Genomic DNA, 24,909 nt, shown 5'->3' with positions numbered 1-24,909 from the left:
TAAATTAAAACCAAGCATTCTTTCCTTTTTTCAGACGGCCTGTTTAAAGTAGCAACTGTTCATTATTCAAACAATCGGCTATAGCCGTCCCAACAAAGGAAACAAAATGAGCCAAGCCAATCCACTGCCTACCGAACTCTCCGCCCAACTCTCCGCCCTATCCCCCACCCAACTTGCCTGGCTCTCCGGCTATTGCTGGGCGCAAAGCCAAGGCGTATCCGGCACAGCGGCCGAACCGACCATCCTGCAAGCAGCCGCCCCGACAGTCAGCCGCCGCGTGTTAGTCCTTTCCGCCTCCCAAACCGGCAACGCACGCAGCGTTGCCGAATCCTTACACGCCAAACTTCAAGCCGCCGGCGTAGAAGCCCGCCTCAGCAGCGCAGGCGATTTCAAAAGCAAAACCCTGCCTGACGAAGACATCGTCCTTTTGGTTACCTCCACCCAAGGCGAAGGCGAACCGCCCGAAGAAGCCCTACCCCTGTACAAATTCATCTACGGCAAAAAGAAACCCGACCTCAGCAAACTCACCTTTGCCGTCTTAGGGCTTGGCGACTCATCCTATCCCAACTTCTGCCAAGCAGGCAAAGACTTTGATGCCAAATTTGCCGAACTGGGCGCAGGCCGTCTGAACGACTTGGGCATTTGCGACTTAGAGTTCCAAGCAAATGCCGACGCATGGGTAGCCGCCATCGTACCCAAAGTAGCCGAATTGACCGCCCAAGCAGCAAGCCCTAGTGCAAATACCGCAGCACACAGCCCGGCCACCCCAAGCAGCGGCACCGCATACACCAAAGAAAACCCCTACACAGCCACCCTCTCCGTGCGCCAAAAAATCACCTCACACACCGCAGAAAAAGACGTCGAACACATCGAAATCGACCTCAGCGGCTCAGGTTTGCATTATCAGGCAGGCGACGCACTCGGCGTATGGCCGCTGAATGCCGCCGACCTCGTTCAAGAAATCCTCGACCTCAACCAACTGACCGGCAGCGAAACCGTCCAACTTTCAGACGGCCGCGAAACCGGCATCCGCACCGCCCTGACCGAATCCGCAGATATTACCCAAAACACACCGGCATTCGTCCAACAATACGCCGAATTAACAAATAACGAAGAACTCAAAACCATAGCCGCAGATAAAGCCCAACTGGACGCCTACCTCGCCGTCACACCGCCCGTCGGCGTATTCGCAGCCTATCCGCACCCACTGGACGCACAAACCCTATACAGCCTCTTCCGCCCACAAACCCCGCGTCTCTATTCCATCGCCTCCGCACAAGACGAAGTCGGCGAAGAAGTCCACCTCACCATCGGCGTCGTCCGTTTCGACCACCACGACCACACCTACACCGGCGCAGCATCCGGCTACTTGGGCGAACGCCTCGAAGAAGGCAGCGAAGTCCGCGTCTTTGTCGAACCCAACCCCAACTTCCGCCTGCCGCAAAACGGCGATACACCCATCATCATGATCGGCGCAGGCACAGGCGTCGCCCCCTTCCGCTCCTTCATGCAACAACGCGCCGCCAATGGCGACAGCGGCAAAAACTGGCTCTTCTTCGGCAACCAACGCCTGGCCGACGACTTCCTCTACCAACTCGAATGGAGCGATTGGCGCAAAGACAGCCTCCTCACCCGCGCCGACCTCGCATGGAGCCGACAAGGCGAACACAAAGTCTATGTCCAACACAAAATCACCGAACGCGCGGCCGAAGTTTGGAACTGGCTGCAACAAGGCGCACATATCTACGTCTGCGGCGACGCCGCACGCATGGCACGCGATGTCGAAAACGCCCTGATCGAAGTCATCGAAACCCAAGGCAAACTCAGCCGCGACGAAGCCGAGGACTACCTCAACGACCTGCGCGAAGACAAACGCTACCAACGCGACGTTTATTGATTGGATAAGCCAAAATAAAGGCCGTCTGAAAGCTGGATTTCAGACGGCCTTTTTAAGGAACTTGCTCGGATTGTTATCAATTTATCTTGTCTTGCATTATAATTGTGCAAATTTGACTCACTCGAAAGAAAATAAATTGGAAGGATTACAACAACTTGTAGATTTATTGGTGGGTTTTATCGATTGGATATTGAAATTACTGGCCTTCTTGTTTTAAACTACGTTCCATACTTTTATACATTAAAGACGTATTTTCATCATGCAAACCGCGCAATGCTCTGCTACTTTCTTCTATTGGTACCACACAAACGTGCGGTACTTTTTTGCGCTTGTCTGAAACAGACCAAATTGAAAATACGCAAATCAGAGCCGCCTCAATTGAGCGGCTTTTTTTATACCCACCATGGCCGCTTAAATCCACCCATTTTTAAGAAATAAGGAATACAGCCATGACCGCTTCAACCAAAATCCACAGCCAAACTCAAATGTTACACACCTGCCGCATGGTCGTTGATAGCAACAGCCACCACAGCATGCCCAACACGCTCACTTTGCCTGATACGCCCGACAACCTCATCAGCGAAGCCTTAATTCCGCAAGTGCGCACCATCGCGACTTTGATTGCCGCAGAACGTCACGATTTCAATCAAAGCAGCCCCAGTGTTTTTACCGATGAAGCGGATTTCTTCGCGGCGCGTATTTTGGTTTTGGGCGTACGCCGTTTCCATTTGGACATTACCCTGTTGCCCATGCTCAAAACCGCCAACAAACGCGCCGAAGCCTTCGCCAAACGCCATCACATGCCCTTCTCTCCTGCTGAAATGCAAATGTCCCTGCACACCCGCCGCCCTGCCAACCTGCTGATTATCGAAACCGAACACGAGATGCCTGCACTGGGCAACCTGGCCGCCAACAGCCGTGCATTTGCCGCGCAACTTTCCAATATTATTTTGTAAAACCACTTGAAAAACAGGGAAATGGTTTAATATTAGGCAAACACACTCCGCCGAAATCTCGGCAAAGACAAACTTCTCTCAGGAAAAACAATGAAAAAACTGATTGCCTTAGCCGCCCTTTCCACTTTCACCCTTGCTGCCTGCAAAGACAATACCCAAGCGCAACTTGAGCAGCAACAAAAACAAATCGAAGCATTGCAACAACAGTTGGCACAACAAACAGGCCAACAAGAAGACAATACGGTTTACCAGCTCACGCCAGAAGCCGTGAAAGACACCATTCCTGCCGAGGCACAAGCCAACGGCAACAACGGCCAACCGGTAACCGGTACAGACGGCCAACAATACATCTACGACCAATCCACTGGCAGCTGGCTGCTGCAAAGCTTGGTGGGTACGGCAGCCGGTGCATTTATCGGCAACGCATTGGCCAATAAATTCACACAGGCGCGCAATCAAAACAGCCCGATTGCCCGTCAAGCCCGTGCCAACTATTATCAAAGCGCACGTCCAAACGGACGCACCAGCCAACAGCTGAATACACGCACCCTGCGTGCCCAGCAACAAAATGCCCAGCAGCAACAACGATACCGCGAAACTACGCGTCAGCCTTCCAACTACCGCCGCCCAAGCATGGGTCGGGGCTTTGGCCGCCGTCGCTGATTCGGTTTATATCCCATCTTTGATATAAACGCTCCCAATATAAAAGGCCGTCTGAAAATCAGATTTTCAGACGGCCTTTGGTTTCTTAGCTATCTATTCTGAATAACTCGATAGCCATTTTCTACGCTTTTACCTGTCTTGGCACAAAGTTCATCACCGCATCGCACGATATTGGCTCTATTGATGCGACCAACCATATCTGCATCCTGTCGTTTTTGGTCAATCAACATTGTATAAAAGAAAGATAATGCCAATCCACCAATAACCAATGTTGCCATTGCAAGCGAAATAACCCATACCAAACGTGAAGAAATCTTCTGATTTTCTTCATTTACCTTATTCAAATATACATTGAATTCACGTACTTGATCAGCCATTTGGTTGCGTGCCTTTTCCATATCACGCACATACCCTGCCACAGAATTCGACATTTCTTTCGTCACTTCCGCACGCACCATCTCTGTAATCATCTTGCGTTGATCGTAAAGTGATTTATCCAATTTATCCTCAAGATTTTGGACAATCTGATGAGCACTTTGCCTAAATTGTACCATTACCTCGGCGGTTTCAAGCAAAAGATTATGTGCCTGTTCAAGTTCGTTATTATTCATACGTCACTATCTATTGAAAGAATAAGGAAAAAACGTACCATCAGCATTCTTCAAATTTGGGAAGGATTTAACCAAACGAACGACCTCCATAGCTGCGCTCTTCTTGAACTTGAGGAGTATTTTGAGCAACTTCTTGAGCCTGATTTTGTTTTAAAGTCTCTCGCAACTCATCTCTAAAATTTGCCACCACATCGGCATTGTCAGCCAATGCTTTGGCTGTGAACGTACCATCTTTGTCGTTTTTAAAGCCTTGAATTAGAGCTTGGAGTTTATCGGCTGAGGTTTGCTCAGCATATTGAAGATTATCTGTTTGATTATTTTGTGCACTCAAATCCAAAAGGTCTAAAACCCCTGCTTTGTTAGGATCTTTAGGGACGAGATTTTTATCCAATTTATTTTCAGAACCAGGGGCAAGATGATCACCCAAACCATAACCATCTTTTTCAGGTTCTTTAAGCCTAGCTTCACGTAATACGGTAGCTGCAATAGTATTGGAGTTCTGACGCAAAAAATCATAAGGATAAATATTGTCTTTGCTTCGAGCATTCCTCACCATTTCTGCCCATTTCTCAGATAAATCAGACGCTTCCGTGATTAACTCACGGTATTGTTTTTGTCCTGGGTGTCTAGTAGAAGAATCTGGGTTGTTGCTATCATATGGCATACCCGCAATGACTCTTATATTACCAAGGGGTAAATTTGGGTTTGTATTTTCTTCATCTGTCCAACCACTAATGGTATACTGCTTCCCCATTTTATCAGTATAAAGCAGAAACATATGATGATAATCATATCCCAAACTACCAAGCTTTCTGTAACCAACTTCTATTTTCTCTGACATGATCAATTTCCTTGTAGTTTTATAGATTGTTGCTCTTATCTAGATAAGAAACATTTTTTAGTAATTGCCCACTTTTATTAAAAAACAGACTAATGTATAAATCACGTCTATTACCTAAATAACCTTCACCTCTTTGATAATGGATAAGTAGGTTATCATCTGAATTTTCTAGAATCTTAAACTCGTTAGGAATTAAATTGATAATTTCATTTTTAGTTAGTCCCGAATGAAGATATTGTGAAACAATATTACTAACATCTGCACGCTGGCTTGCAATATCTGTAATACGGGTTTTTAGAATTTCATTTAACATCAGATTTAAGTTAACCATATTCTTTCTATCTTTCAAGTTAGAGTGTTGAATTTGTGCTTTTTTTTCATGATTATTGGCTTCACAACCAGCAGAAAATAGAGCAAGTACAGCAAATGATACAGGAAGTAATTTTCTCATATTTTAAGTACCTTTTTATTTCTAATCTACTGATTCTAACTTACTTTTTCTGTATCCTCAACAATTTCTTTTGTAACTTTCAAAGAATCTATTTTTTAGGGGTAATAACAATACAGAGACCTTTGCAAAAAAGCCCTTCCCCCAACAGCCGAAAACTAAATAAAGATTTTCGGCTGTTTTTGTTTCAAATATCCACTGATTCTACTCAAATACCCCCTTAATCTCTCTTGGACACCCGATAATCAGGCATCCGGGCTGCCTTTTAGGCAGCAACAGGCACACTTAGCCTGTTAGTCGCTTTCAACAGGTTCAAACACATCGCCTTCAGATGGCTTTGCGCACTCACTTTGAGCAGCCCGAAATAGGCTGCCCGCGCATAGCGGAATTTACGGTGCAGCGTACCGAAGCTTTGTTCGACCACATAACGGGTCTTCGATAAATATCGGTTGCGTTTGGTTTGCGCTTCCGTCAGCGGACGGTTGCGGTGGGCTTTACGCATAATGCAGTCCAACAACCGATGCTCTTTCAGATGTTGCCGGTTTTCCTTACTGTCGTAGCCTTTGTCGGCATAGACGGTCGTACCTTCGGCAATGCCTTCCAACAAAGGGGACAGATGGTTGCACTCATGGACATTGGCGGGGGTGATGTGCAGTTTCTCGATATAGCCCTCCTCATCGGTACGGGTATGTTGTTTGTAACCGAGTTTGTAGAGGCCGTTTTTCTTTGTCCAGCGGGCATCGCTGTCTTTACTCGGTGTGGTTTGTCCGCTGACTTGTCCTTCTTCATCGACTTCTATGGCCTGACGCTGTTTGCTGCCGGCGGTCTGAATAATGGTGGCGTCAACGACGGCGGAGGATGCTTTCTCTACTTTTAGGTTTTTTTCGGTCAGTTGTCGGTTAATCAGTTCCCGCAATTCGGACAGGGTGTCGTCTTGCGCCAGCCAGTTGCGGTAGCGGCATAAGGTGCTGTAATCGGGGATGCTCAGTTCGTCAAAGCGGCAAAACAGGTTGAAATCAATGCGGGTGATAAGGCTGTGTTCGAGTTCGGGATCGGAGAGGCTGTGCCATTGTCCGAGCAGGACGGCTTTGAACATGGACAACAAGGGATAGGCGGGACGGCCGCGGTGGTCTCTAAGGTAACGGGTTCTTTGACGATTCAGGTACTGTTCGATCGGTTGCCAATCAATCACCTGATCCAGCTTCAATAGTGGGAAGCGGTCGATGTGTTTGGCGATCATGGCTTGGGCGGTTTGCTGGAAGAAGGTACTCATGGAAAATCCCCTAAATGTCTTAGTAGGAATTTAGGGGATTTTGGGGAATTTTGCAAAGGTCTCAATACAATATCAATATGTTACACAACTACTTCCCGAACTAATGCCAGTACTAATATATCCTGAACATTCATGAGTTTTTCCTACTTCACAGAGCATAGCCTCTACTTTTTTCTCTGTTTTCTGATGACAAACTTGTCAGGTCTGTCTGTATGCGTTATGCCCAGAAGTCTCGCGGTGCGTCCAATACGGGTTTGACGATACCGGTACGGACGGCAAAATCGCCGAAGCCTTCATCATCGAATCGGTTTTGCGCCCAATCGGCTACCCAGCCTTCGACAATTTCAAGGATTTCAGGTTCGGTAATATTTTCTTTAAACAGGCGCGGGATGCGGGTGCCTTCGCGGTTGCCGCCTGCGTAAAGGTTGTAGCGGCCGACGGCTTTGCCGACCAAGCCGATTTCCGCCAGCATGGCGCGGCCGCAACCGTTGGGGCAACCGGTTACGCGCAAAACGATGTATTCGTCTTCCAAGCCGTATTTGGCGAACATGTCATCAATTTTATCGGAGAATGTCGGTAGGAAGCGTTCGGCCTCCGCCATTGCCAACGGGCAAGTTGGCAAGGCAACGCAAGCCATGGAGTTTTCACGCTGGATGGTAATCGATTTGCTGATAAGGCCATGATCTTTGGCGATTTTATCAATCGTGTCTTTCAATTCGGGCGGTACATTGGCAACCACCAGATTTTGGTTGGCCGTCAGACGGAAGTCGCCGGGATGGATTTTGGCAATTTCACGTACGCCGGTTTTCAAAGGTCTGCCGGGATAATCGAGCAGGCGGCCGTTTTCAATAAACAAAGTCAAATGCCAGTTGCCTTCATGCCCTTGTACCCAGCCGATATGGTCGCCGCGATGGGTGAATTCATAAGGGCGGATGGGTTCAAATTTAATGCCCATGCGCCTTTCGACTTCTTCTTTGAACACATCTACGCCGACGCGTTGCAGCGTATAGCGTGTACGCGCTGCTTTGCGGTCGCTGCGGTTGCCCCAGTCGCGCTGGGTGCTGACGACGGCTTCAGCGGCGTTGAGGGTGTATTCCAGCGGAACGAAACCAAATTTATAGGAAATATTGGGATAAGTTTTGGTATTGCCGTGTTCGCTGGATAAACCGCCGCCTACCAATACATTAAAACCCACCAACTTGCCGTTTTCTGCAATCGCCACAAAACCCAAATCGTTGGAATGAATGTCCACATCGTTATCAGGCGGAATCACAACGGCGGTTTTGAATTTGCGCGGCAAATAGGTTTTACCCAAAATCGGCTCTACGTCGTCGGCAATTTCTTTATTGCGCGGCTCGGTCGGCTCGGTCGTGAACACTTTTTCACCGTCCAGCCATACATCGGCATATGCCATGGTACGCGGCAGGAGGTGCATACTGATGCGCGCCGCCCATTCATAGGCTTCTTGGTGCAAAGTACTTTGTACAGGATTGCTGGTGCACAACACATTACGGTTGACATCGCTGGCTGTGGCAATGGAATCCAAACCCAGTTTGTGCAATGCCTGATGTGCCTGTTTTAAATCGGTTTTCAGAATGCCGTGGTATTGGAAGGTTTGGCGGTTGGTCAGGCGGATGGAGCCGTAAATTGTATTTTCGCCGGCAAATTTATCGATACCCAGCCACTGTTTCGGCGTAATGATGCCGCCGGGCAAACGGCAACGCAACATCATGTTTTTTAAAGGTTCAAGCTTTTGTTCGGTACGCTCGGCACGGATATCGCGGTTGTCCTGTTCGTACATGCCGTGGAAGCGGATAAGTTGAAAGTTGTCGGCGGTAAAGCCGCCGGTAAAGTCGTCTTTCAACTCTTCTTTAATGGTGCCGTGCAGATAATCGCTGCGTTCTTTCAAGGCTTCGTTGCCGGAAAGCGGTGTATCAGGCAGCTTGGCGCGCGGATCGGTCGTGGTAGCAGTCATTGAAGTACTCCTTATTTTTGGTATAGGCGTTACTTTAATGAGGCCGTCTGAAAATGGGAAAGAATGGTTTGTTTGTTTTAAAGACGATTTTGTTATATTGGTTTGGAACATAAAAAGGCCGTCTAAACTTTGCTTTCAGACGGCCTTGATATTGAGTGGAGCAAACCGATTAGGCTTGTTTGTTCCAACGTTCGATAGATTCTTTGATGACTTGTTTCGCTTCTTCTACATCGCCCCAAGATTCAACTTTAGTGGTACCTGCTTTTTTCAGGTCTTTGTAGTGGTTGAAGTGGAACTCGATTTGTTTGATCAGTTGTTGCGGCAAATCGGCCAAAGTTTTGTAGGCATTGCCGTTGTTGCGGTCGTCGGCCGGAACGCAGACGATTTTGTCGTCCACTTCGCCGTCGTCAACGAATTTCATCACGCCGATAACGCGTGCTTCCAGGAAAATACCGGTTGCCAAAGGCTGCTCGGTAACCAACAATACGTCCAATTCGTCGCCGTCTTCGTCCAAAGTTTGCGGAATGAAGCCGTAGTTGGTCGGTTTGGCGAAAATTGCCGGTTCAACGCGGTCGAGTTGGAAGGCGGCCAGTTTGCGGTTCCATTCGATTTTGTGGTTGCTGCCTGCTGGGATTTCGTTGACAACGTTGATGATGCCGCCGTCCACGTCGCCCGGGGTCAGGATTTTGTTGAAGTCTGCCATGATGGTTTCCTTTGATTTTAAAGAGAGTCAAACGGCGAAAGTATAGCAAACCCAAGGCCGTCTGAAAATGTGAAACTGTCGTATTCAGACGGCCTTTTTGGCATTCAGCCTTTTGACCAGTTCTAAAATTGCGCGTTTATTGGAAGGTGAAAACACTTTTTCCGCCGCTTCTTCTGCGCGAAACCAACCGTAGGCAACGTGTTCGTCCGGTTGCAGGACGATGGGCGTATCGTGCGGAATTTGGGCGGAGAAGATGTGTTCGCGGTTTTCAAAAACGCCTTTAGGATAGCGATGGCGCCAGTGATGATAGATTTCATAAACGGTGCTGTCGTGCCAGTTTTCCAGCTGTCCGTCTGCAAGGCGGATACCGGTTTCCTCCCACACTTCGCGCCATGCGGTTTCTTCGATACGCTCGCCTTCTTCCAAGCTGCCGGTAACCGACTGCCAAAAACCTTGCGGCGCCGTGCGTTCAATCAGCAGGATATTGCCGTCTTCATCATGCAAAATGACCAACGCGGAAACAGGATACTTCAAAGGCTTGCCGCTCATGACTTGTCCTTGCCGGATTGATTGGGGAAGCTGATTTTTTGTAGTAAGTAAGCCAAAAGGTTTTCCATGTCTCACTCAAAAATGGGAAATTGATATTCAGACGGCCTTTGCCGAAAATCCGCAAAGGCCGTCTGAAATTATACCTGATTTAACTGCGCCAGTTTCCAAGACACCAGCTCTGCCGCTTCTTCCGGCGAGTTGGCCTTCAATCCTGCTTCGCCAAAATACGAAATTTTAGGCAACTCACACAAAAACTTATCGACATCTTCTACCGTCAAAAAGCGGCCGTGCAAATCGAATCCGACATTTAAAGCACGCCCTTTGATTTCAGCCATCCTGTCATGCAAATGGCCGTACAAGTGATACCAGCCTTGATAGCAGCCGTCCCATTCCTGAATCGGATAGTGAAATAGAACCAGCGTATTCTTAATTTCCGGCAATTTGAGTTTCATATACGGCCGTATGGACGACAGCAGCGGATGGCCGTCATGCTTGGTTTGGCTGCGGAAAAAGTCGGCATGCTGCCGAATCACATGATCATGATTGCCATAAATCAAGTGATGTTGCCCGTTTAAACGCGACAAAACGCACTCTATCTGCTTATGGTCGTGGGCAAAGGAAAAATCGCCCAAGTTGTACACCGTATCTTCTGGCGTAACGGTTTCATTCCATGTCTGAATTAAAAATTCATCCATCTGCGCCACGTTATCGAACGGTCGAAATTGCGGGCAGAATTTGGTGATGTTTTTATGTGAGAAATGTAGGTCTGATGTGAAGTAGATTTTGCTCATACCGTGTTTTCTAAGTTGCAGGCTTGAATCGTATCACGCGCGGGCGTATGCTGAGTAATGTTTTTATGTGCTTCAAGGAGTTCGTATGCGTTTGGTTATTGCCGCGCCGGCCAACGGCGCAATATTGAAGGACGCGCTCAAAGCGCATCTGCAAAACGACCTGCGCGTCAGCAGCTTGGTCGATTTATCCTCGCCCGAAGGAACCTATCCGCAACTCTCGTTTGCCGTGGCCGAAGAAGTCGCGGCAGGACGCGCCGACCGTGCGCTGTTGATTTGCGGTACCGGCGTGGGCACGGCAATCGCCGCCAATAAGGTGCGCGGTATACGGGCGGCGACGGCGCACGATTTGCTCACCGTCCGCGGCTCGGTGGAAAACTATAACGCGCAAGTTTTATGTATGGGGCAAAACGTCATTGCTGCACCTGCCGCTTGGGCATTGGTCGATATCTGGTTGGATTTGCGCCATGACACAAGCAGCGGCTATGCGCCTAAAGTCGGCGAAATCGAAGCGTATGAGCGCGAAAAATAAATACGCATTGCTCCCTCTATTTTCAGACGGCCTTACAACTGTCTCAAAAACGCTTGAATAAACGCGATCTTATCCAATTCCGGCATAGCGTTGAACGCTTCCTGATGCTCGTGGATGTAGTCGATTAAAGGATAAAATTCTTCATCGACATGGCGTTTGTCCAGTTTGCGGCCGATATTGCCTTCGTTGCTTCGTCCTAAAAACTTGGAAATCAGGTAATACGGCGATTTGAGTTTGAACAGCATTTCGCCGTTTTGCGCATCAAATACCATAAAGCCTTCATGTTCCACGTTTTTTAGACGGCCTTTCAGCTCGCCGAACGTAATGTTTTTCAGCGTTTCGGGACGGCGGATGCCGTATTGTTTGCCGATTTCGTCCAATTCCGCTTCGCTAAACTGACGGCCGGTCGCCACATCAATGCAGCCGATTAAGGTTTCGCCCAATGCTTCGCGGATGATGTGTACGTCTTTCGCGTCTGTGATTTCAAACAAAAAAGTGTGGTTCGGATAAGCGCGGAACAGGGGTTCGTATTGTGCGCAGTGTGTGGCGGTCATGTCGGCAAACGCGCTATCAAGCGAACCGGTGGTCGAATACAGCACTTTGCCGTCAAACGCCGCGCCTTTAGACAGATGGTCGTCTGAAAGCGAGACGAAAGTACAGCAGCCGAGGAAGCCGTTTACTTTCACCACCGCATCTACCAGTCTCTCGTCGCCGATTATGATCGGATAACGGCTGCATTTGGCAATACGTTCCGAATAATTGAACACTTTTTTAAACGGACGCACGATGATTCGATTATGCGCATCGATAATCAAACCGCGCATTTCCAGCAACGCATCATCAAAGCGGTTGTTATAGAACACGCTGCGGGCGTATTTCAACACGCGCAATTCGGGATAACGCTTGGATGCTTTGGCGGTAAAGTTACGGCTGCTGTGTTGCAGATAGTGATCGGTCACAAAGGTTTGCTGCGCCTCATCAAACACCAGCGGCTTATGCTCGATAGCCTGCATCTGTTCGATTTTTTCTAACTGTTCCGCATTTGCCGGTTGCACGGCCTCGATATGGATTTCGTTTGCCACTCGGTTTTGGTTCAGCTTGATATACGCCGCCAATACGTCATGCTCTTTCACGCCATGCAGGTTGGGATAGAAATTGTGCAGTCGATAGACCTCTGTTTCAAAACCGCTTTTCTCCGCCTGATCCAATAAATGACGGCAACGCGAAGCTTTTTGGTTGGTATTGGAATTAATGATCAGAATATTTCGGTTCGGATTTTGGCGTCCAAGTCTCAAAGTTTCAGTCATCAAGGTATTACCGCGTTTCTGCACCTTATCCACTGCTTCACCCGACCAATGATACTCACCGTATTCATCGGTAATGAACAAATCGTTTTCAATACGGACAACTTCTGCATCCGGATATTGCGCTTTAAATTCGGTGGCTTTTTGTTCGGCAAACGTCGATTTTCCCGAACCTTGATGACCGCGGATTAAGATAAATTTTTGCATTTTGTTTCCTTATTCTTTTTCTCAGCTTACCCTGAATAAATAGGCCGTCTGAAAAATATTTCTACCCTTTTTTCAGACGGCCTTAGCTTCAGTTCACAACTGCCAACGGCGTTTTCTCAATCTCTTCTACCCAGAAATCTGTACCCATACCTCGTTCGGCAAAGGAACCGATCAGGGAGAATACTTGGTCGGAGAAGCCGCCGATGTTCAAAATATCCTGACGGTTTCGTACTTGAGCCTTGGTGTAGGGCTGGATATCCAGACAAACAAGTTTGGCTTCGGGACAACGCCGTTTCAGAATGTCCCACTCTTTCATCAGGCTGGTTGTGGCACCCCATCCTTGGCTGTCATCTGCCCAACTTTCGTTGTCTGATACGATGACGACCAAATCCACATCGGCTTTTTCACGGTTCAGCATGGCGAGCGGTGCGCTGCATGCCGTTCCGCCGCCGCCGATATTGGCGAGTTTTTCGGCGTTGGTCATGATGCTGTCGCGTGGATTGAGCTTCACGTTTACCGTAATTTGTTCAAACGGAATCACGCGGGCTTGCGGGTTGGTACGCAACATGGCGGCGGATACGAGTGCGGCAATGTCGATGCAGCGGGTTTTGCTGGTCGCGCTGCCGCGATGGCCGGTAACCGAGCTGTGCATAGAACCGGAGACGTCCGGACAAACCACGACTTTGCCTTGGATGGCCGGTACGTTTTGTACGGCGGTTTCCATCGCTTCTTGCAGGGCTTCGCGGATTTCAAACGGCATTTGATTAGATGTTGCCTGATACGCGGTCAGCAATTGGTAAGGCAGGACGCGGGCACGGGCAATGGCGGTTTCGTCACGCAGTTTTTCTGCCACCATTTTGATGTTTTTGCTTTTGGCAAACACTTCGTGGCGCAGGAAAGTGTTCAGGTTTTGACGAACCTGCTGCCATGAGCCGTTGCGGGCAATCTCTGCCCAGTCGCCGCTGTTCAAGTCTAAAGCAGTGAGCATTTGGAAAGGAACGTTGGGCAATGCGCCTTCTCGGCTTTGTTTGTAGTCTTCAAAAGCGCGGGTAATGGGCGGCAATGCTTCGCGGTCGTAAGGTTTGCCAATCAGCCATGCAAACCAGGCGGCACGCCATGCTTCACGCGGTTTGGGATGCACCATTTTGACCACGTCTGCCAGCGACGGCGAATTGCCGACGGCGGCGTTAAGCAGTTGTTTTTCGGTGGCGGTCAAAAGCCAAGTCTGCATCAGTTTTTTCGGACGGTTGCCGAAAGATTTTCTGCCGACTGCGCCGCTGCGGATAATTTGTGCGAAGTTGCGCAACATTTTACCGTTGTCCACTACTTGGTCGAATACGCGGGCGAGCATGTTCACGTCTTTTTGTGCCAACACGGCAAGCAAAAGCGCTGGCATGTCTTTCATGAAACCTTTTTGACGGGCATACACGGCGGTTTTGGCGATAAACTCGGCATCCAGGTTTTCTGCCAATTTCAACACTTGGTCAAGCTGGCTTTGGGCATCGGCATAGTAGGTATTGTTCAGACAACCGGTAGCGGCAAGCTGGGCCAGCTGTTGTTTGTGTGTCAGCGTGTAGGCGATGCCGCCGGCTTCATTATAGGTATCGGTTTTAATCAAACGGTTTTTAATAGATTGAAACAAGGTAGTATTAGCCATTTTCATTTTCTTTCATATTGTTGGTTTGAGGCCGTCTGAACTTGTTTTGGCTTTGTTTTTCAGACGGCCTTGAATGGGTGGCAGCGTGGCGGCTAAAGATGAAGAGAAACGGTTTTAACTGAAAGCTAATGTACTCTCTTCCGGGCATCCGCCTGCTGCCGTTTAATTAGGATCATTCGGGTTTGTAGCAAGGAATGTAATCCTAATGACATTCACCCATAAGGGGTGGTACATTGGGCAACAAAGAATGGAGAAATTGTTACGCGCTCTATCCACTGAGCTACTCTGCCATAGTTGGCGGCAGAGACGGGACTCGAACCCGCGACCTCGAGCTTAGCAGGCTGTAATTCCTCCGGCATTTGCCGTTTGCACCGAAAACGGTTTTTATATCGGCCTGCCTGAATATTTCAGATGGCCTTGAATGGGTGGCAGCATAGCGGCTAAAGATGAAGAGAAACGGTTTTAACTGAAAGCTAATGTACTCTCTTCTGGGCATCCGCCTGCTGCCGTAAAAGTAATATGGCACGCAACAAGTTTTTCAGGGAAACATGCCTTTACTCTACCAACTGAGCTACTCTGCTATTTTGGATAACAGAGGCAGGACTCGAACCTGCGACACAAGGGTATCCATGTTGTAGTTTCCCCAGGCATTTGCCTGCCATATTGGAAAAGGGTGGGCGACTAAATAAACAAGACGTTCAACGTCTATCAGACGAGACAGGACTCGAACCTGTTAATCCAAATGTAGTCTTGTCGGCATTCGCCCTGTAACCACACAGCAACCAAATTTACGGAAAATTTTTCTCCGGTAACTGTATTTCCCGAAGCATCTGCTGTATCGTTACATTCACAACATAGCCAACAGTGTGCCAAGAATAAAATTTTTATAAAAATAATTTTTAATTGATTGAATATAAATAAAATATATTTTAAAGTAGCTTTTATCGGCAAGAAGCGCAGAATAGTAAAAAATATATTTATAGATAGCTATATAGAAAATAAAATATAAAAGGATATATGATGCGATTCGATGATTTGGACAAACGCTTGCGGCTAAGTAAACGGCAAATTTGTCTTGGAAAAAATAATTTAAAGGCCGTCTGAAATATGAATACCCATCCTAAAAAACAAGTCGCCGTCAGCTTTCTCGGTACGGTATTGGACAGTGGTTTCGGTCAAGGGCGTTGGCAGAAATGGCGGCCGAATGTCGCCATGAATCAGCGTCAAGATTTTCATCTCGACCGCATGGAACTGTTTTATGCGGAGAAATACCGCGAGTTGGCGGATCATGTAAAAGCCGATATTCAGCAGGTGTCGCCGCACACAGTCGTCAATCTTGTGCCTATGGAGCTGGCAAACCCGTGGGATTTTTCTGAAGTTTATACCAAATTGCATGATTGGGCGGCGAGCTATCCATTTGATACAGAAGAAGAAACCTATCTCACCCACATCACCACGGGTACGCACGTTGCGCAAATCTGTCTGTTTTTATTGGTGGAATCGCGTCAAATCCCCGGCGTTCTGTTACAAACCGCACCTCCCAAAAATCAAAGACGCAGTATGGAGGACGGTAATGTCGGCAGTTATGAAATCATCGATTTAGACTTGGCTCGTTACGACGTACTGGCCGAACGCCTTGCCGCCGTACGCGACGACGCAGTGCGCTACCTGAAAAGCGGCATTTCCACCCAAAACGCCGCCTTTAACCGCATGATTGCCGAAATCGAACAAGTCGCACTCAACTCTCCTTCCCCCATTCTGCTTTCCGGCCCGACAGGCGCAGGCAAATCTATGCTGGCACGCAGGATTTTTGAATTGAAAAAAGCACGCCATTTGATTAAAGGCACATTTGTCGATGTAAACTGCGCCACCCTTCGCGGCGACGGCGCAGCATCTGCCTTGTTCGGCCACAAAAAAGGCGCCTTTACCGGCGCGGCGGAAAAGCGCGAAGGCTACCTGAAAACCGCCGACGGTGGCGTGCTGTTTTTAGACGAAATTGGCGAATTGGGCTTGGACGAACAAGCCATGTTGCTCAAAGCCATTGAAGAAAAACATTTTTATCCCGTCGGTAGCGACAGCGAAGTCAAAAGCGACTTCCAACTCATCGCCGGCACCAACCGCGACCTACGCCACGAAATCCGCGCCGGACGCTTCCGCGAAGACCTGTTTGCCCGCATCAATATTTGGAACTATCCGCTGCCCGCACTCGCCAACCGCCGCGAAGACATCGAGCCCAATGTCGAACACCAGCTCGCCCTAGCTTCGCAAGAACTCGGCCGAACTACCCGCTTCAACAAAGAAGCCCTGGCCGCCTACCTCGACTTCGCCCACTCCAACCAAGCCCCATGGCGCGGCAACTTCCGCGACCTCGCCGCCAGCATCATGCGTCTGGCCACACTCGCGCCGCAAGGCAGGATACAGGTAGAACAAGTCCAAGCCGAAATCGAACGCCTAAAATGGTTATGGTCGGAAGAACCCTTTTCAGACGGCCTCTTACATAACAGGCCGTCTGAAAAAGCACAAGACTACCCCGATAAAATCAATTGGGACACATTGGATTTGTTCGACAAACTGCAACTGCAACACGTCATCGACGAATGCCGCAAACATCCCAACATGGCTGCTGCCGGCCGTGCATTGTTCAACGTCTCCCGAACAGAAAGGGCAAAAGTCAATGACAGCGACCGATTGAGGAAATATTTACAGCGATTTGGATTGGAATGGGGGGATATTTAAATAGAGTGGGTAAGATAGCTCATTTTAATCGCATCATTTTTCATCATTTATAAAAAATAAAAGGCATCAATCCGATGCCTTTTATTTTCGTTAACATGAAAAATTAACGTTCATACCAACGTTTGATCGATTCACAAATCACTTCTTTGGTTTACTTCAAAAATGCCGCATGATAGGCAATATGCTCACCAATAAAACTGGCGATGAAGTAATAGCTATGATCGTAGCCTTTATGGAAGCGCACATCGACCGGTTGGTTTGCCGCACGGCAGGTTTCGATAAAATCTTCGGTACGCAATTGTGTTGGCAAAAACTCATCTTCCAAGCCCTGATCAATGCGCATACCCTGCACTTTATAGCCTTGTTGGATGAGTGAGCTGGCATCATATTGCTGCCATTTTTCACGATCTTCCCCTAAATAGGCAGAAAAGGCTTTTTCTCCCCAAGGCACAAGGCTTGGCGACAAAATCGGTGAAAAGGCAGAGACACTTTGATAACGTTCTCGATTTCGTAGTGCCAATACCAATGCGCCATGTCCGCCCATTGAATGCCCCATAATGGAACGTTTGCCGTTGGTAGGAAATTTTTCCTCAATCAGACGGGGCAACTCATTCAAAATATAATCATACATTTGATAATTCATCGCCCAAGGTTGCTCGGTCGCATTCAAATAAAAGCCTGCACCTTGCCCTAAATCGTAAGCCGCATCGTTCGGCACTTGCTCTCCGCGAGGGCTGGTATCGGGGGCAACCACAATCACTTGATGTTCTGCCGCGTAACGCTGAAAGCCTGATTTAGTAATGAAATTTTGTTCCGTACAAGTTAACCCGGAAAGCCAATAAATCACGCCAAGCGGTCGATTTTCCGGATTATTTGGCAAATAGACTGCAAATTTCATTTCGCATTGCAGCGTTTGGGCATGATGTGCCCAAACTTGTTGCGAACCGCCGAAAATTTGATGTTGTTCAATCAGTTTCATCTCGGGCCTTAGTAATGAATAACAGCGCGGATCGATTTACCTTCGTGCATTAAATCAAAGGCTTCATTGATTTGATCGAGTGTCAGTGTGTGGGTTACAAATGGTTCTAACTCGATATCGCCTTTCATTGAATCTTCGACCATTTTCGGAAGTTCAGAGCGGCCTTTCACGCCACCAAATGCCGAGCCTTTCCAAACACGACCTGTTACCAACTGGAACGGACGAGTTGAAATTTCTTGTCCTATACCTGCTACGCCGATGATAATGGATTGTCCCCAACCACGGTGTGCACTTTCTAATGCCTGACGCATTACGTTTACATTGCCGATACATTCAAAGGTGTGGTCAATACCCCATTTATTGATGTCTAACAACACATCTTTGATCGGTTTATCGTAATCGTTCGGGTTTAAACAGTCAGTTGCACCGAAGTGTTTTGCCAACTCGAATTTTGCGGGATTGGTATCAATGGCGATAATGCGACCCGCTTTGGCTTGACGCGCACCTTGCACCACAGCCAAACCAATCGCCCCCAAGCCAAACACCGCCACAGAGTCGCCTTCTTGCACTTTTGCCGTATTATGTACCGCGCCAATACCTGTGGTAACGCCGCAGCCGAGCAAACATACTTGTTCGTGGTTGGCTTCGGGGTTGATTTTCGCCAATGAAACTTCCGCAACAACAGAGTATTCACTGAAAGTCGAACAGCCCATATAGTGATAGATCGGCTGACCTTGATAAGAAAAACGCGTTGTGCCGTCCGGCATTAAGCCTTTACCTTGCGTCTCACGTACCGCAACGCATAAGTTGGTTTTACCTGAACGGCAAAACTCACATTCTCCACATTCAGCGGTGTAAAGAGGAATGACGTGATCACCCGGTTTTACACTTACCACACCTTCGCCCACTGCAACGACCACACCCGCACCTTCGTGTCCAAGCACCGCAGGGAATACGCCTTCAGGATCGCTTCCTGATAACGTAAACGCATCAGTATGGCATACGCCCGTGTGAGTATTGCGGATTAACACCTCGCCTTTGTGCGGCATTTCTACATCGATTTCCACAATTTGTAAGGGTTGATTTGGCGCGAATGCTACCGCCGCACGCGATTTGATGGTTGAATTGGTTTGTTTCGTTTCCATTATTTTTGCCTTTTAATTCATTAATAAAGTTATCTAGCCTAAGAAAGATAACCACAGTTTATACTTTGGAACCCACCCTGAAGCAAGCATTTTTGCAATTTTAGCCCCGGCGGTAGCATGATCGGCTGAAGGGCTGGCAGGCAATTTTCTGTACACCAAATACCCGAGCAAACTGCGCCGCCATTTCGCCAACATTGACCGAATGGTTTTGCAAGGTTTGCCAATGTTCGTAAGGCAAGAGATTGCCGAGTTCATCTTGGGCAAAATGAGCATAGTAAATTAGGGGTTTCATATTGAAATTCTAAAAAAATTCAAACTGATATCATGCAATGATAATATGATATTAAATTTAATATATAAATAGAAAAAATGCCGTCTGAAACTTTTTCAGACGGCATTGTTATTTATTAACCTTTATAACTTACTTCTAATATCCTCCACTGCTTTCACTAAAGCCTCGGAAAGCGAAGGATCAAAAGAAGAGTGGCCTGCTTGGACGATTCTCAATTCTGCCTCAGGGAAGGCTTGCGAGAGTTCCCACGCGCTTTGCATCGGGGTACATAGGTCGTAGCGGCCTTGGACGATGATGGTTAGGATATGGCGGATTTTGTCGATGTTTGCCAAGATAGCTTTATCGCCCTGCAGCCAGCCTTCGTTCACGAAGTAATGGTTTTCCATTCTTGCGATGGCAAGGGAAGCTTGCGGGTCTTCATCTACGTCTTTAGGTTCAAACTGAATAAGGTAGCTTTCCCAGTCTGCCCATGATTTAGCCGCTTTGAGGCGCGTGGCCTCATCTTCGCTGAACAGCATTTCATGGTAGGCTTTGATTAGGGCTTGGCGTTTGTTTTCGGCTACGGGGGCAATGAATTTTTGCCATTGAGCCGGATAAATTTGGCTGACGCCGCCTGCTTCGTTTAGCCATGCCATTTCAGACGGCCTGCACAGGAAAATACCGCGCAAAACTAAGCCGCTGACGCGCTCGGGATGGGTTTCGGCATAAGTCAGCGACAAGGTGCTGCCCCATGAGCCGCCGAAAACCAGCCATTTTTGAATACCGAGCATTTCGCGCACTTTTTCAATATCTGCAACCAAATCCCATGTGGTGTTGTCTTCGATACAGGCATAGGGTTTGGAACGTCCGCAACCGCGTTGGTCGATAATAACGATGCGGAAATGCTCTGGATTGAAAAAGCCACGACAGGCCGGTGATGCCCCTGCTCCGGGGCCGCCATGCAGGAAAATCACGGGGTGGCCATCCGGATTGCCTGATTCCTCCCAGTAGATTTCGTGAATGTCGGATACGCGCAAAAGGCCGCTATTTCGTGGTTCTTGAATCGGATGCATAATCTTTCTCCTTTGTCTGATGAATATGTTGATTGTAACACTTTGCCTTCTGATTTTTCAGACGGCCTACATAGGTTTAACGCCACAAATGGCGTAAAATACCACTTTTTGACAGGATTTTTTATGGCTGACAACAAACAAACCCATGCTGCACCCGAAGGACAACTTTTATTGCGTACGGTAGCCATGCCGCGCGATACCAACCCTAATCAGGACATCTTCGGCGGCTGGATTATGTCGCAAATGGATTTGGGCGGCGGTATTTTGGCGGCAGAAATCGCACAGGGACGCATTGTCACCGTGGCCGTTCAAGAAATGAATTTCATCAGACCGGTAAAGGTCGGCAACGTCGTATGCTGCTATGGTCATTGCGTACGCGTCGGCAATACTTCTTTGCAACTGAAAATCGAAGTGTGGGTGAAGACTTTGATGAACGATATGGTAACGGAAGACCGCCAACTGGTTACTGAAGCTGTATTCACTTACGTCGCCATCGATGCACAAGGTAATCCGCGCCCTATTCCACGCGAAGGCAATGCAAAGCTGGCTCATTTGTCAGTTTAAGAAATCAAAACCAGGCCGTCTGAAATTTCAATGTTCAGACGGCCTTTTTGAATATGGAGACAAAATGTAATAATATTTCTTTTGAGCTAAAACAAGGCGAAGTATCTGTTTTTTAGGTTTAATTCAGACTGATTGATAAGACAAAGACCGTACACCGGCTCCCTATAACACCACTCTACCGCGACAGTTTGTACCACCTTTAAAACAACGTTTCCTCCTCAACCTACTTTAAGGAACATCATGGCTTCGCGCGATTTATACCCACAGGAAATTTTACAGGTTGTTCTCGATAAAAGCTGCGCCAAAGCACAATCCAGCATACCCACACTGGCAATCTTGAGCATTTTGGCCGGCGGATACATCGGCTTCGGTTATCTTGCCTATTTAAAAGTAGTCAGCGGCATTCCGCACGAATGGGGCGGCGTTGCGACTTTACTCGGTGCCGCCGTATTCCCAATCGCCTTGATTTGTATCCTACTTGGTGGCGGCGAGCTGGTAACCAGCAATATGATGATTATGTCTTTAGGCAGATTGGCCGGACGGATTTCCTCCAAAATGCTGCTGCGCAACTGGGTTATCGTCTGCATAGGCAATTTGGTGGGCACGCTGGCAATGGCTTTTTTCCTTGGATACTATGTCGGCATGATTGAAGGCAGCGTGGCAGAAAAAACCATTGCCGTAGCGGAAGCAAAAGTCCATATGGATTTCGGCCGCGCTTTTGTATCGGCAGTAGCATGTAACTGGATGGTCTGCATGGGCGCGTGGCTGCATTTTGCCGCTAAAAACACAACCGGACGAATGCTGGCCATTTGGTTCCCCGTCATGATTTTCGTATTAAACGGCTTCCAACACCTTGTCGCCAATATGTTCGTTATCCCAGCGGGTATTTTGGCAGGCGCAAACATCACATGGGGGCAGTTTTTCTTCAACATGATTCCCGTATTCCTAGGCAATGTCGTCGGTGGCGCATCCTTTGTCGGCGCATCTTATCTTTATACTTATAAAGACACGCTGAAAGATAGTACCAAATAGCCTGCTTTATAAACAACAAAACTTGCTTTGAGAAAGCAGGTTTTGTTTCAGACGGCATTGGTATTAAGTTTTAAAATCTATTTGGACACATTATTCAGATAAATCATCCAAACGAAAAAAGAGCCGTTTTTAAAACGGCTCTTTCCAATTCTTTGGTCGGAGTGAAAGGATTCGAACCTTCGACCCCTTGCACCCCATGCAAGTGCGCTACCAGACTGCGCCACACTCCGACTCGATAAGCCGTGAATTTTAGTTTCAAACGCTGATTTTGACAAGTGTTTTTTAGAAAGGGAAATTTACTCGTTTGAAAATATTTGAATTATTGTAAGCAAAAAAAGCCGTCTGAAATCGTTCAGACGACCTTTGATTATTCAGTCAAATATCAAGCTTCAACTGGAATAATACCGATTTTTGCCTGCCATTGTTTTGGCGCAATGGCGTGAACCGATTCGCCGTTGCTGTCCACCGCAACAGTAACCGGCATGTCTTTGACTTCAAATTCGTAAATCGCTTCCATGCCCAATTCTGGGAACGCCAAGACTTTAGATGCTTTAATGGCTTTGGCTACCAGATATGCCGCGCCGCCGACAGCCATCAGGTAAACGGCTTTGTTATCGGCAATGGCTTGGCAAGTCGCTGCGCCGCGTTCGGATTTACCGATCATACCCAAAAGGCCGGTTTGTTCAAGCATTTGGCGGGTAAATTTATCCATACGGGTGGAGGTGGTCGGACCTGCCGGGCCAACAACTTCGTCGCGGACTGGATCAACCGGGCCGACATAGTAAATCAGTTTGTTGGTGAAATCCACCGGCAACTCTTCGCCTTTATTGAGCATGTCAACCAGACGTTTGTGCGCGGCATCGCGGCCGGTCAGGATTTTACCGTTCAGCAACAATACGTCGCCGGTTTTCCATGTGGCTACTTCTTCTTTGGTCAGATTGTTGACATCGACACGTTTGCCGTTGTCAGGGCTGTAAGTCAAATCCGGCCAGTCTTCCAAAGACGGGGCTTCCAGTTTGGCCGGGCCTGAGCCGTCCAATTCAAATTCGATGTGGCGGGTTGCCGCGCAGTTTGGAATCATGGCAATCGGTTTGGAAGCCGCGTGGGTTGGGTAGTCAAGGATTTTGACATCCAGCACGGTGCTCAAACCGCCCAAGCCTTGTGCGCCGATGCCCAAGGCATTTACCTTTTTGTAGAGTTCCAAGCGCAGGGCTTCGGTGGTAGACAATTCTGCACCGGAATCGGCTTTTTCTTTGAGTTCCTGAATATCGATATGGCTCATCAGGCTTTCTTTGGCCATCAACACTGCTTTTTCAGGCGTACCGCCGATGCCGATACCCAAGATGCCCGGAGGACACCAGCCTGCACCCATTTGAGGAACGGTTTTCAATACCCAGTCCACGATACTGTCTGATGGGTTGAGCATGGCCACTTTGGTTTTGTTTTCAGAACCGCCGCCTTTGGCTGCGCAAGTAACTTCGACTTTGTCGCCTTTCACGATTTCCATATGTACAACGGCAGGGGTGTTGTCTTTGGTATTTTGACGTTTACCAGCCGGGTCGGCCAATACGGAGGCGCGCAGTTTGTTGTCAGGATAGGTATATGCACGGCGTACGCCTTCGTTGACCATTTCCTGTACGCTCATCTCGGCATCCCACTGTACATCCATGCCCACTTTCAAAAATACGGTTGCAATACCGGTATCCTGACAAATCGGACGATGGCCTTCGGCACACATACGGCTATTGACCAAAATCTGCGCCATCGCATCTTTGGCGGCAGGGTTCTCTTCTTTTTGGTAAGCCTTGTATAAAGCCTGAATGTAGTCTTTAGGATGGTAGTAGCTGATGAATTGGAAAGCATCGAAAATACTTTGGATAAAGTCTTCTTGCTTGATGACGGTCATGATTGTGTTCCTTTTCGGGAGTCATGGTAGGAAGGGTTTGTTTATTTTTTAAGAGACCGATTTTTCAGACGGCCTTCAATAGTGTAATAGTGCTTTTAAATGAATAATCCAGACAATATCATTTTCATACCTTATTGATTTAAATAGAATTTAATAACATATTAAATCACTTGGTTATTGATAACCTATATCTACTGGCCATTCACTTGCATAGAAATAAAATTACATTATTTTTAAACGATAACCTTATTGCCAGGCCGTCTGAAATATTTGCCCTACGCATCTAAGTAAACAATTTAGTAACCTGTATTTAAAAGAGAACCATCCCCATTTCAGACGGCCATTTTATTTTTTAATACGATACACAATTGTAAAATTTATGTCATTTCCTCCCTCAACCTTCTTGACGGATGTCAAACTTATTTAATTTTCTGAAATTTTATAACAGCCTTTTCGTTTGTTTACAAAATTAGATATTATCCAATCTATACAACAGGTTATATATTAACTTCTAAGATATAATAATGATTTCTACTAGCAAATATTAGATTATTTTTGCAAATATACTGAAAAGGTAATTTTCTTTTACCTTTAAAATCAAATATAAATAATTAATTTGTCTAAATAATAGGCATATTTTGTTTACAATTTTTTCCTTAAGCAAGGCTAATCCCTCCCTATCATCAAATCCAACAAATTCTAATACACTTCGTCTTATATAGATAAACATTGATTTTAAAAGAATTTCCGAGTAAATCACTTGGATATTTTCCTCATACGCAATAAATGTAATAAAAAT

The 24,909-nt window shown here is 47.4% G+C and carries 22 protein-coding genes and 1 tRNA gene; 7 read left to right on the top strand and 16 right to left on the bottom strand.

Going from position 1 to position 24,909, the window contains the following annotated elements; all coding sequences use genetic code 11:
- Positions 1 to 106: 106 nt before the first annotated feature.
- The 3 genes from ACTHRY_RS05255 (at position 107) to ACTHRY_RS05245 (ending at position 3,516) form a co-directional block, all read left to right on the top strand.
- Complete coding sequence (locus ACTHRY_RS05255; protein WP_049322331.1) at positions 107 to 1,897, top strand: assimilatory sulfite reductase (NADPH) flavoprotein subunit; 1,791 nt, start codon at positions 107 to 109, stop codon at positions 1,895 to 1,897.
- A 449-nt stretch (positions 1,898 to 2,346) separates the two neighbouring features.
- Positions 2,347 to 2,853 carry a hypothetical protein gene (locus ACTHRY_RS05250; RefSeq protein WP_049322330.1) on the top strand — a complete coding sequence of 169 codons (507 nt, stop codon included), beginning with the start codon at positions 2,347 to 2,349 and terminating at the stop codon, positions 2,851 to 2,853.
- 90 nt (positions 2,854 to 2,943) lie between these two features.
- Complete coding sequence (locus ACTHRY_RS05245) at positions 2,944 to 3,516, top strand: hypothetical protein (protein ID WP_049322329.1); 573 nt, start codon at positions 2,944 to 2,946, stop codon at positions 3,514 to 3,516.
- Between the two features lie 89 nt (positions 3,517 to 3,605).
- Here the strand turns inward: ACTHRY_RS05245 and ACTHRY_RS05240 are convergent, their stop codons facing one another.
- The 8 genes from ACTHRY_RS05240 to ACTHRY_RS05205 form a co-directional block, all read right to left on the bottom strand.
- A complete protein-coding gene (locus tag ACTHRY_RS05240; RefSeq protein ID WP_107832100.1) occupies positions 3,606 to 4,127 on the bottom strand; it encodes a lytic enzyme in 522 nt (173 codons plus the stop codon).
- 67 nt (positions 4,128 to 4,194) lie between these two features.
- Positions 4,195 to 4,968, bottom strand: coding sequence for a hypothetical protein (locus ACTHRY_RS05235; protein WP_234398664.1), 774 nt, complete (start codon positions 4,966 to 4,968; stop codon positions 4,195 to 4,197).
- Between the two features lie 19 nt (positions 4,969 to 4,987).
- Positions 4,988 to 5,419 carry a hypothetical protein gene (locus tag ACTHRY_RS05230; RefSeq protein ID WP_049322818.1) on the bottom strand — a complete coding sequence of 144 codons (432 nt, stop codon included), beginning with the start codon at positions 5,417 to 5,419 and terminating at the stop codon, positions 4,988 to 4,990.
- Positions 5,420 to 5,681: 262 nt separating this feature from the next.
- Positions 5,682 to 6,689, bottom strand: coding sequence for an IS5 family transposase (locus ACTHRY_RS05225; RefSeq protein ID WP_107832101.1), 1,008 nt, complete (start codon positions 6,687 to 6,689; stop codon positions 5,682 to 5,684).
- A 217-nt stretch (positions 6,690 to 6,906) separates the two neighbouring features.
- Entirely contained in the window at positions 6,907 to 8,664 is a 1,758-nt protein-coding gene (gene cysI, locus ACTHRY_RS05220; protein WP_049323752.1) for an assimilatory sulfite reductase (NADPH) hemoprotein subunit, read from the bottom strand.
- 169 nt (positions 8,665 to 8,833) lie between these two features.
- Entirely contained in the window at positions 8,834 to 9,367 is a 534-nt protein-coding gene (locus tag ACTHRY_RS05215; RefSeq protein ID WP_003678634.1) for an inorganic diphosphatase, read from the bottom strand.
- Positions 9,368 to 9,451: 84 nt separating this feature from the next.
- Positions 9,452 to 9,916, bottom strand: coding sequence for a dihydroneopterin triphosphate diphosphatase (nudB, locus tag ACTHRY_RS05210; RefSeq protein WP_049323753.1), 465 nt, complete (start codon positions 9,914 to 9,916; stop codon positions 9,452 to 9,454).
- 137 nt (positions 9,917 to 10,053) lie between these two features.
- Positions 10,054 to 10,707: a phosphoesterase gene (locus tag ACTHRY_RS05205; protein ID WP_049323754.1), complete on the bottom strand. Its 654-nt coding sequence runs from the start codon at positions 10,705 to 10,707 to the stop codon at positions 10,054 to 10,056.
- Positions 10,708 to 10,792: 85 nt separating this feature from the next.
- On the opposite strand from ACTHRY_RS05205, the gene ACTHRY_RS05200 reads away from it, so the two are divergent.
- Positions 10,793 to 11,236 (top strand): RpiB/LacA/LacB family sugar-phosphate isomerase, encoded by a 444-nt coding sequence (locus ACTHRY_RS05200; RefSeq protein WP_049323755.1) that lies wholly within the window; start codon positions 10,793 to 10,795, stop codon positions 11,234 to 11,236.
- 32 nt (positions 11,237 to 11,268) lie between these two features.
- On the opposite strand, the gene ACTHRY_RS05195 is transcribed toward ACTHRY_RS05200, so the two are convergent.
- Both ACTHRY_RS05195 and ACTHRY_RS05190 read right to left on the bottom strand, forming a co-directional pair.
- Positions 11,269 to 12,747, bottom strand: a complete 1,479-nt coding sequence (locus tag ACTHRY_RS05195; protein WP_440374087.1) for an RNA ligase — start codon at positions 12,745 to 12,747, stop codon at positions 11,269 to 11,271.
- An 88-nt stretch (positions 12,748 to 12,835) separates the two neighbouring features.
- A complete protein-coding gene (locus ACTHRY_RS05190) occupies positions 12,836 to 14,410 on the bottom strand; it encodes a vWA domain-containing protein (protein ID WP_440374086.1) in 1,575 nt (524 codons plus the stop codon).
- Positions 14,411 to 15,511: 1,101 nt separating this feature from the next.
- Between ACTHRY_RS05190 and rtcR the strand changes: the two genes are divergently transcribed.
- Complete coding sequence (gene rtcR, locus ACTHRY_RS05185) at positions 15,512 to 17,140, top strand: RNA repair transcriptional activator RtcR (RefSeq protein ID WP_049323420.1); 1,629 nt, start codon at positions 15,512 to 15,514, stop codon at positions 17,138 to 17,140.
- A gap of 151 nt (positions 17,141 to 17,291) precedes the next feature.
- On the opposite strand, the gene fghA is transcribed toward rtcR, so the two are convergent.
- The 4 genes from fghA to pip all read right to left on the bottom strand — a co-directional run bounded on the left by fghA (position 17,292) and on the right by pip (position 20,608).
- The gene (gene fghA / locus ACTHRY_RS05180; RefSeq protein WP_049323422.1) at positions 17,292 to 18,119 is read right to left on the bottom strand and encodes an S-formylglutathione hydrolase; all 828 of its coding nucleotides are present in this window, start codon (positions 18,117 to 18,119) and stop codon (positions 17,292 to 17,294) included.
- Between the two features lie 8 nt (positions 18,120 to 18,127).
- On the bottom strand, positions 18,128 to 19,264 hold the full coding sequence (locus ACTHRY_RS05175; protein ID WP_440374085.1) for an S-(hydroxymethyl)glutathione dehydrogenase/class III alcohol dehydrogenase: 1,137 nt from the start codon (positions 19,262 to 19,264) through the stop codon (positions 18,128 to 18,130).
- Positions 19,265 to 19,364: 100 nt separating this feature from the next.
- Positions 19,365 to 19,556: a hypothetical protein gene (locus tag ACTHRY_RS05170; RefSeq protein WP_049323424.1), complete on the bottom strand. Its 192-nt coding sequence runs from the start codon at positions 19,554 to 19,556 to the stop codon at positions 19,365 to 19,367.
- Positions 19,557 to 19,678: 122 nt separating this feature from the next.
- Complete coding sequence (gene pip / locus ACTHRY_RS05165; protein WP_049323425.1) at positions 19,679 to 20,608, bottom strand: prolyl aminopeptidase; 930 nt, start codon at positions 20,606 to 20,608, stop codon at positions 19,679 to 19,681.
- A 123-nt stretch (positions 20,609 to 20,731) separates the two neighbouring features.
- On the opposite strand from pip, the gene yciA reads away from it, so the two are divergent.
- Positions 20,732 to 21,172 carry an acyl-CoA thioester hydrolase YciA gene (gene yciA / locus ACTHRY_RS05160; protein WP_036491440.1) on the top strand — a complete coding sequence of 147 codons (441 nt, stop codon included), beginning with the start codon at positions 20,732 to 20,734 and terminating at the stop codon, positions 21,170 to 21,172.
- A gap of 240 nt (positions 21,173 to 21,412) precedes the next feature.
- Positions 21,413 to 22,204 carry a formate/nitrite transporter family protein gene (locus ACTHRY_RS05155; protein ID WP_440374084.1) on the top strand — a complete coding sequence of 264 codons (792 nt, stop codon included), beginning with the start codon at positions 21,413 to 21,415 and terminating at the stop codon, positions 22,202 to 22,204.
- 153 nt (positions 22,205 to 22,357) lie between these two features.
- Here the strand turns inward: ACTHRY_RS05155 and ACTHRY_RS05150 are convergent.
- Both ACTHRY_RS05150 and ACTHRY_RS05145 read right to left on the bottom strand, forming a co-directional pair.
- Positions 22,358 to 22,434: transfer RNA gene (locus tag ACTHRY_RS05150), tRNA-Pro, on the bottom strand.
- Positions 22,435 to 22,586: 152 nt separating this feature from the next.
- Entirely contained in the window at positions 22,587 to 24,110 is a 1,524-nt protein-coding gene (locus ACTHRY_RS05145) for a fumarate hydratase (RefSeq protein ID WP_049323434.1), read from the bottom strand.
- Positions 24,111 to 24,909: the final 799 nt, after the last annotated feature.

This window comes from Neisseria sp. P0004.S004, from assembly GCF_051963335.1.
Classification (GTDB): domain Bacteria; phylum Pseudomonadota; class Gammaproteobacteria; order Burkholderiales; family Neisseriaceae; genus Neisseria.
This window is presented reverse-complemented; position numbering and strand designations above follow the sequence as displayed.